Consider the following 6,493-nt stretch of genomic DNA (forward strand, 5'->3'; position numbering starts at 1 on the left):
CCCGTCGGATATCTGCGATACGAACTGAAACGTCCTTTCCGCCGTTCCTCCTTGGTCTTCACACTGGCCCTACCCATGGTGTTGTACCTGGCCCTGTTCCGCACCGGCCCCACAGGGGTCGAGCTTCCCCACGGGAACTTCGCCATGTGGATGACCATTGGCATCGCCATCTACGGCGGAGCCGCAGCCGCGACCGCGACAGCCGTCGGGATATCCGTCGAGCACGCCTCCGGTTGGATGCGGACCATCGGCATGACTCCGCTGGGTGGCGCGAAGTACGTGGTGGCGAAAGTACTCGCTGCTGTGCTGGCGGCAGCAGTACCAGTGTCCGTGGTTGGCTTCCTGGGAGCGCTCACCGGGGCCCGGGGCAGCGCGATCATCTGGGTCTCCGGCCTACTCGTCGCTTGGCTGGGTTCAGGGATCTTCGCCGCCCTGGGGATAGCACTGGGCCTGACTCTTCGCCCCGAGGTGGTCATGCACATCCCGGGCCTGACCATCACCGCCTTCGCCTTCATCGGGAACCTCTTCATCCCGCTCAGCGGCGCGATGCTGGAGCTTGGACGCGTCACTCCGATGTTCGGGGTCTCCACCATCGCGCGGTACGCGTTGACCGACGGCCACACCTTCTCCGGGGAGCACAACTCGTTGGGCTGGGCGGTCGTCAACGCCCTCGCTTGGCTTCTCGGATTCATCCTCTGGGGGGTCCGACGGTTCTCCCGCAGCACGGGAAGGGTGTGAGATCCGTCATGTACGCCCTCTTGACGCCCGGGCAGGGAGCCCAACTCCCTCGCATGCTCCAACCGTGGCTGCGGAACCCTCGCGTGGCTGAACTCATTGGGTGCCCAACACATCACACGAAGGCCCCGTTGGTATCCTGGTGATCGGCGCCGCCGACGTGGATTGCAGCTTGTCCAACCGCCTCCAGGACATCGTCGACGCCGTCGCCTCGGCCTATGTGAAACACGAGCAGGGGCGCAACGTCAACCCGAACAGTTGCTTCCTCCGCTTCCCCGAACGACCGGAGGCTCGGATCATCGCGCTCCCAGCGTACCTCGGGGACGAGGATCCCATAGCATCGGTGACGGGCATCAAGTGGATCGCCAGCTTCCCCGGCAACATCACCCACAACCTCCAACGGGCATCTGCCGTCCTGGTTCTCAACAACTGCGAGACGGGTTTCCCCTACGCCGTACTCGAATCGAGCGGGATCAGCGCCCACCGGACTGCCGCCTCCGCCGCTCTGGCGGCTTCAGTACTCGGTGGACCTCCGGAGTCGGTTGGATTCGTCGGCGGCGGAGTCATCGCACGGACCATCGCTGACCATCTCTCCGCTTCAGGTCGGCTGGCATCCGACGTCCGTTGTTGTGACCTCGATCCGACATCTGCCTCGCGACTGGCCTGCCATGTGGGGACGCAGGCTGAGGTGACCTCCCTCGAGAAGGCCCTGTCATCCGACCTCGTGGTACTGGCAACCACCGCAGCCGTCCCATACGTCGCGGACACATTCCGCCTGAGGCCAGGACAGCTGGTCCTCAACATCTCCCTGAGGGATCTGTCGCCCGCATCGCTGCTGAACTGCAACAATGTGCTCGACGACATCGATCACTGTCTGAAAGCAGACACGACACCGCACCTACTGGAGCAGCAGCTGGGGCACCGGGACTTCGTCACCGGTACGCTTGGAGGCGTCCTCCTCAACCGGGTCGCCCTCAACCCCGGCCGACCAACCGTGTTCTCCCCCTTCGGACTCGGTGTGCTCGATCTGGCAGTGGGGTCACTGGTCCACCGTGAGTGCGTCCGGACAGGGCGTGGCACCTTCGTTCCCGACTTCTTCGGGGAGACCACACGATGGTGATCCAGATTCGTCCGTCTGTCACCAAGACGGGCCCCGTCGGTCGGGCTGGACCCCCTCGCGAGGCCCCACGCACAGACAAAAGACGCCCCGCAACTGGTCAATGGTAGACTACCAGCCACCGAAAAACCCATTAGGATTGACCCTAAAATGAAGGAACAGCGCCAGTTCCAGTAACACAAAAGGAGAAAAATCATGAAAAGCAAAGTCGCAACGACGATTGTTGCCACATTGGCCACACTTTCTTTGAGCACACTCCCCGCAGATGCTACCCCCTCCTACGCCATCCCCCCTTCTCAAGAGATCCACACAACTGGCTTCTGCAGCACCCCCTTCTTCCACCTCTTCTGTCGGCAATAAAGGACCGACAAACCCAAGGCGCGATGGCAACAGAATGGAAGCGGCATGCGCACACTGAAATGGGGAACATGGGGACCGCCTGAGTACTACACCCTGCCACCCCAATGGCTGAGGCTGGGCCTCCCCTGCGTGGCCTTCGTGACCCTGCTGAGCGATCTGGACATCATCCGCCATGATCCTTGGGATTCCTTGACCCTCTGGATCACGCTCGAGGCCGTTCTTTCTTACGCCGCAATCGGCATCTCCCTCATTTCTGCAAAGGCTTCGATGATCCTGTGCACGCTCGCCATGGGGACAACATTCGCCACCCAGCGGCCGGGATTTCCCTTGGTGGCCTCCTTGCTGATCCTCTTGGCACTGACTTCGCTGTGCCAACCTCGACTGCCTCTCATCCAGTGCCTCACCACAGTGGCATGGGTCGCTCTCGTCGTCTGGCACCACGACATCGTGCAACCGAACAACCTCGCAGCTTTCTGGTGGATCAGCATGTGGCTCACGATGATCGTCGTTCTCGTGGGATTGGCACTCAGATTCCTGGTCATTCGCACGGCACAGACACAGAAGCACCTGAAGGCTGTCGAGGCACAGCAGGAGCGGATACGCCAGGAGGAACGCCACAACCTCGCGCGGGAATTGCACGACGTCGTCGCTCATCACATGACAGTGATCACGATGCAGGTCATGGCCCAGAGCCGTTCGTACGATGTGGACGAGCTTCGCGAGACGTTGAAGATCATCGACAACTCAGCACGGTACGCCCTGGCCGACCTCCGAGCACTGCTGCAGGTGCTCAACAGCGGCCAACCGGACGAACCGCAGCCGCTGTCCCCCCACATGGTGCCGAGCCCCAGCCTTATCGAACAGATGGAGCAGAAGGAGGACTCGCTTTCCAAGCTGGGGTTCCGGGTCTCCGAAATGTCCGTGGACCCCGGGGCGGAGGAGCTGCCCTTCTCCTTGAAGACCACGTGCACACGAATCATTCAGGAGTCGACGACCAACATCATCAAACACGCGCCTCCAGGCGCCGCCTGTTCATTCGTCCTAGGGGTCACACCCACCCACGTCACCATACGGATCACAAACGATTACGCAGCGCGGAGCGGGAGCACCCACGGTTCCTCACCTGCCCGGGAGCCGGACCGCGTCCACGGCCTCACGAGTCTGCGTGAGAGGGTTCGCGCCGTCGGCGGCCACTACCACGCCGGGCCGGACGAGGACCTGTGGGTGGTCGAGGCCACCATGCCCACCCGCTTGGAAGACCCCTTCCGCTAGAGGGTCCGCCAGAGAGTCGCACCGGATTGCAGCGCACCGGAACGGGTGGTTCCCACGCCATCGCCACCTTGCCCGACGCTCCAGCGGCAGCGTTCACCCCACTCACCGGAAACCCGCATCCGGACCAATGTGAGAAGGCTGGGATGGCCCGCCAACCCAGCAGGATTCACCCAACGACTCAACGCTTGGGAGAGCGCCGGGATCCTCCGGCATGATCCGGAGTCGACCTACATCACGGAGTACGCCGTGGACGGGGTGACGGTTCACGGCGTAATCGTGGAGCTTGACCTCTCGGAAGGGCTGGGGACAGCGATCCTGCCCCACGAGGCCATCGACCATGCCGAGACGTCAGCCATGTTGAACCATTTCCGTGACGGCCGCGTGGACATCGAACCGATTCTCCTCATCCAACGCATGACCCCGTTCGCTCGGATCCTCGTCCGGATCCTCAAGGACGCGAGGAAGATCGCCGCTCAGGTCAGCTCCGCAACCACCACCTCGAGGATCTGGCGGGTTGAGAAGAGCTGGGCGACGGCCGCTCTCCATGCCGAATTCAGGAAAGCACCGGCGCTCGTGGCCGACGGTCATCACAGACTCGCCTCCCACCTGGCGATAGGCCATGCTCTCGCGATGCTCATCGACACCCGAGGCAACTCCCTCCACCTCGGGGCAATCCACCGCGTCATCAACGACATCACGCCAGCTGAGGTCGCGGCAGCGGCGGGGATCTCCGTCAGGGAGTCAACCCACGCCCCCCTCAGGGATCCGAAGCAACTCCTGGCGGAAGGAGGTCCACACGATTTCCTCATCAGTGACGGCCACCGCCATCTCGTCGCTTCCCCCTGCGACGAGGCAAGCTTGGCCACTTCGGCCATCGAAGCCGCTCTGGGCCCGATCTTGGCGAGCACCTCGCGCTCATGGTCCTTCCACCATGACCCCGATGACGCACTCCGCGCTGCTGTGACCAACCATGGCGTCGCTATCCTCCTCCAGCCACCTCCCCTCACCTCAGTGCTCGAACACGCATCGAGCGGCCGTCTGCTCCCGGAGAAGGCGACATGGTTCCAGCCCAAGCCCCCGGTCTCGATGGTCATTCGCAGGTTCTGAAACCGGAGGATGAACGAACCGAGATCACCCGAACTCCTCGACATCTTGAGGTTTGTTCAGGCAAGCGGTCAATGTGGCTCTGAACAGGTGCTTCACTGTTGCTTGAATGAAGCCTCCCGGGCGCGGGTGGGCGAACCCCAGACAAGACAGGCGAAACCGACTTGGGCAGGAACCGCCGCCCTGCTTCCATGGCAGCGTTCACATCGCAGTCTCACCGAAGCAAAGCGGCGATTCGTGACCATGGTGACCGCAGCGGAGGCGCCTGTCCACGCGTACTCCAAGGACGTTGTTCACGCCTCTTTTCGCTGGCGCACGGTACCGGGGCTCAGGTTGGGCGGGAACCCCACCAAGTCTCGACGCGGGTCCTTCGCAGGCTCCGGCCCCGGCTCGACCAGCGGGAGGAAGGAAGAATACGCCGCCATGAGCAACACCCTTACCCACCAGATCCGCTGAAGAAGTCGACGATTCCATTGACGGCTGCCTCACCGGCATCTGCGACGCGATCTCCAGCTGACCTGTCATCCCCTGTGGGGATACTGGATGCAAGACCAACGGCCACACCAATAGCAAGCCCAATTGCCGTACCAACTCCAGGACAAACGGCCGTTCCGATTGCTGCACCAACGGCTGCGCTGGCCACCCTTGTTACTGTATCCTCCACGAGCACCTGAGAGGCAGAGCGAACAGCTGCAATTTGAAGAGCCTGCCCATGCCGCTCCTCTCGCGAAAGTTCGGGGCGTTCCTCCCGCAATCTACGGTCCGCCTCCAACAATTCACCGACGACCAGGGCACCGGTTCCGAACAAACCTACGGCATTCCCCGCCATGCGCCAATTGGACGCGCCGCTGCGCGTTCTCACACGCTCCTCCACGCTGATCTCCGGGTATCTTTCGTCAGGATTGTAACGAACTCCAGTACCAGGCGCCCCACGGTTCACATAGGTCGGTTCACCCATGTACGCCTTGTCAAGCTCCGCCTTGAAGCGGTCAAGGAATCCCCTCCCGTCGGCAGCAGCACTGCCGTCAGGACCGAGAACGCCGGTCCAATCGATGAAGTAACTCTTTTCCCTATGTATCAGCGGACGGAGTTCGATCTGCTGACCATACGCTTCCATGAAATAGCGCTGAGTCACTTCCGTGTCACCGACGCCGACGCGCTCAACCATGAAAGTGACCACTGTGATCGCGGTACCGAGAGAGACATCACTCCAGTACGAGGAGTCGGCTTCACCCAGGCCGTCATCCCCGATGTGCCTCAGCCCACTTGCGGCGTCATCGACGAGTCCCTCGTATTCCCTGACCAGGCTGTTGATGCGATCCTGAATCTCCCGGCCCGCAGCAGCATGATCCTGTCTCGCAAAATAGTCCTGCCCCGGCTCCCACTCCTGATCCTGCAACGCTTCTCCAGGTTTGGACTCATGGTCCTCCACCTCCTTCAGGAGATCATCTCTCGAAGAAGTAAGTTTGGATACCCCATCTCCGAAAATTGTCATCACCACACCCACAGAGATGCAACCGTTGGAGACAATTTCAGAACAATCCACCGCAGGCCTGAGCGCGCCATACATCTGATCCTGATGAGGACTATTGTAACTTGACCTCAGGTTCTGCCACGTGTTGTCCACCGCCAACGCGGCCTCTCCATACCCTCCCCCGCTCTTGCAGAGCTCAGAGCCTGCATCCACAACGGCTACCGGATCAGGCCAGTTCTGAAGGCCACTGGTGTCGATCTTCATACTTTCTTCCCATCCGTGATCTTGAACTCATCCAAGGCCACCGCTTCCGCTTCGACCTGGTTCGCCATCTCAAAATGGCTCTTCACAGAAGTGAGTGGATCAGGGGTCTGAACCCGCCCGCGTCGAGTAGGCATCTGGCGACGTAGTTGACGATGCTGCGGAAGCCT

General features: G+C 61.6%; 5 protein-coding genes. 4 read left to right on the forward strand and 1 reads right to left on the reverse strand.

The window, feature by feature from the left end; all coding sequences use genetic code 11:
- Positions 1 to 75: 75 nt before the first annotated feature.
- From EII35_RS12440 to EII35_RS12455, 4 genes are all read left to right on the forward strand, one after another.
- Positions 76 to 738 (forward strand): ABC transporter permease, encoded by a 663-nt coding sequence (locus EII35_RS12440; protein ID WP_260465120.1) that lies wholly within the window; start codon positions 76 to 78, stop codon positions 736 to 738.
- Positions 739 to 877: 139 nt separating this feature from the next.
- A complete protein-coding gene (sbnB, locus tag EII35_RS12445; RefSeq protein ID WP_260465121.1) occupies positions 878 to 1,855 on the forward strand; it encodes a 2,3-diaminopropionate biosynthesis protein SbnB in 978 nt (325 codons plus the stop codon).
- Between the two features lie 402 nt (positions 1,856 to 2,257).
- The gene (locus tag EII35_RS12450; RefSeq protein ID WP_125228787.1) at positions 2,258 to 3,484 is read left to right on the forward strand and encodes a sensor histidine kinase; all 1,227 of its coding nucleotides are present in this window, start codon (positions 2,258 to 2,260) and stop codon (positions 3,482 to 3,484) included.
- A gap of 129 nt (positions 3,485 to 3,613) precedes the next feature.
- On the forward strand, positions 3,614 to 4,591 hold the full coding sequence (locus tag EII35_RS12455) for a DUF1015 family protein (protein ID WP_185744315.1): 978 nt from the start codon (positions 3,614 to 3,616) through the stop codon (positions 4,589 to 4,591).
- A gap of 433 nt (positions 4,592 to 5,024) precedes the next feature.
- Here the strand turns inward: EII35_RS12455 and EII35_RS15990 are convergent, their stop codons facing one another.
- Complete coding sequence (locus tag EII35_RS15990; protein ID WP_185744316.1) at positions 5,025 to 6,326, reverse strand: hypothetical protein; 1,302 nt, start codon at positions 6,324 to 6,326, stop codon at positions 5,025 to 5,027.
- Between the last annotated feature and the right edge of the window lie 167 nt (positions 6,327 to 6,493).

The sequence above is a fragment of the Arachnia propionica genome (assembly GCF_003932785.1).
Lineage (GTDB): Bacteria > Actinomycetota > Actinomycetes > Propionibacteriales > Propionibacteriaceae > Arachnia > Arachnia propionica_B.

Bases quoted from the DNA above. Each gene is read 5' to 3' on its own strand.
- EII35_RS15990 (WP_185744316.1), bottom strand. From the start codon at position 6,326: ATGAAGATCGACACCAGTGGCCTTCAGAACTGGCCTGATCCGGTAGCC.
- EII35_RS12450 (WP_125228787.1), top strand. From the start codon at position 2,258: ATGCGCACACTGAAATGGGGAACATGGGGACCGCCTGAGTACTACACC.
- EII35_RS12440 (WP_260465120.1), top strand. From the start codon at position 76: ATGGTGTTGTACCTGGCCCTGTTCCGCACCGGCCCCACAGGGGTCGAG.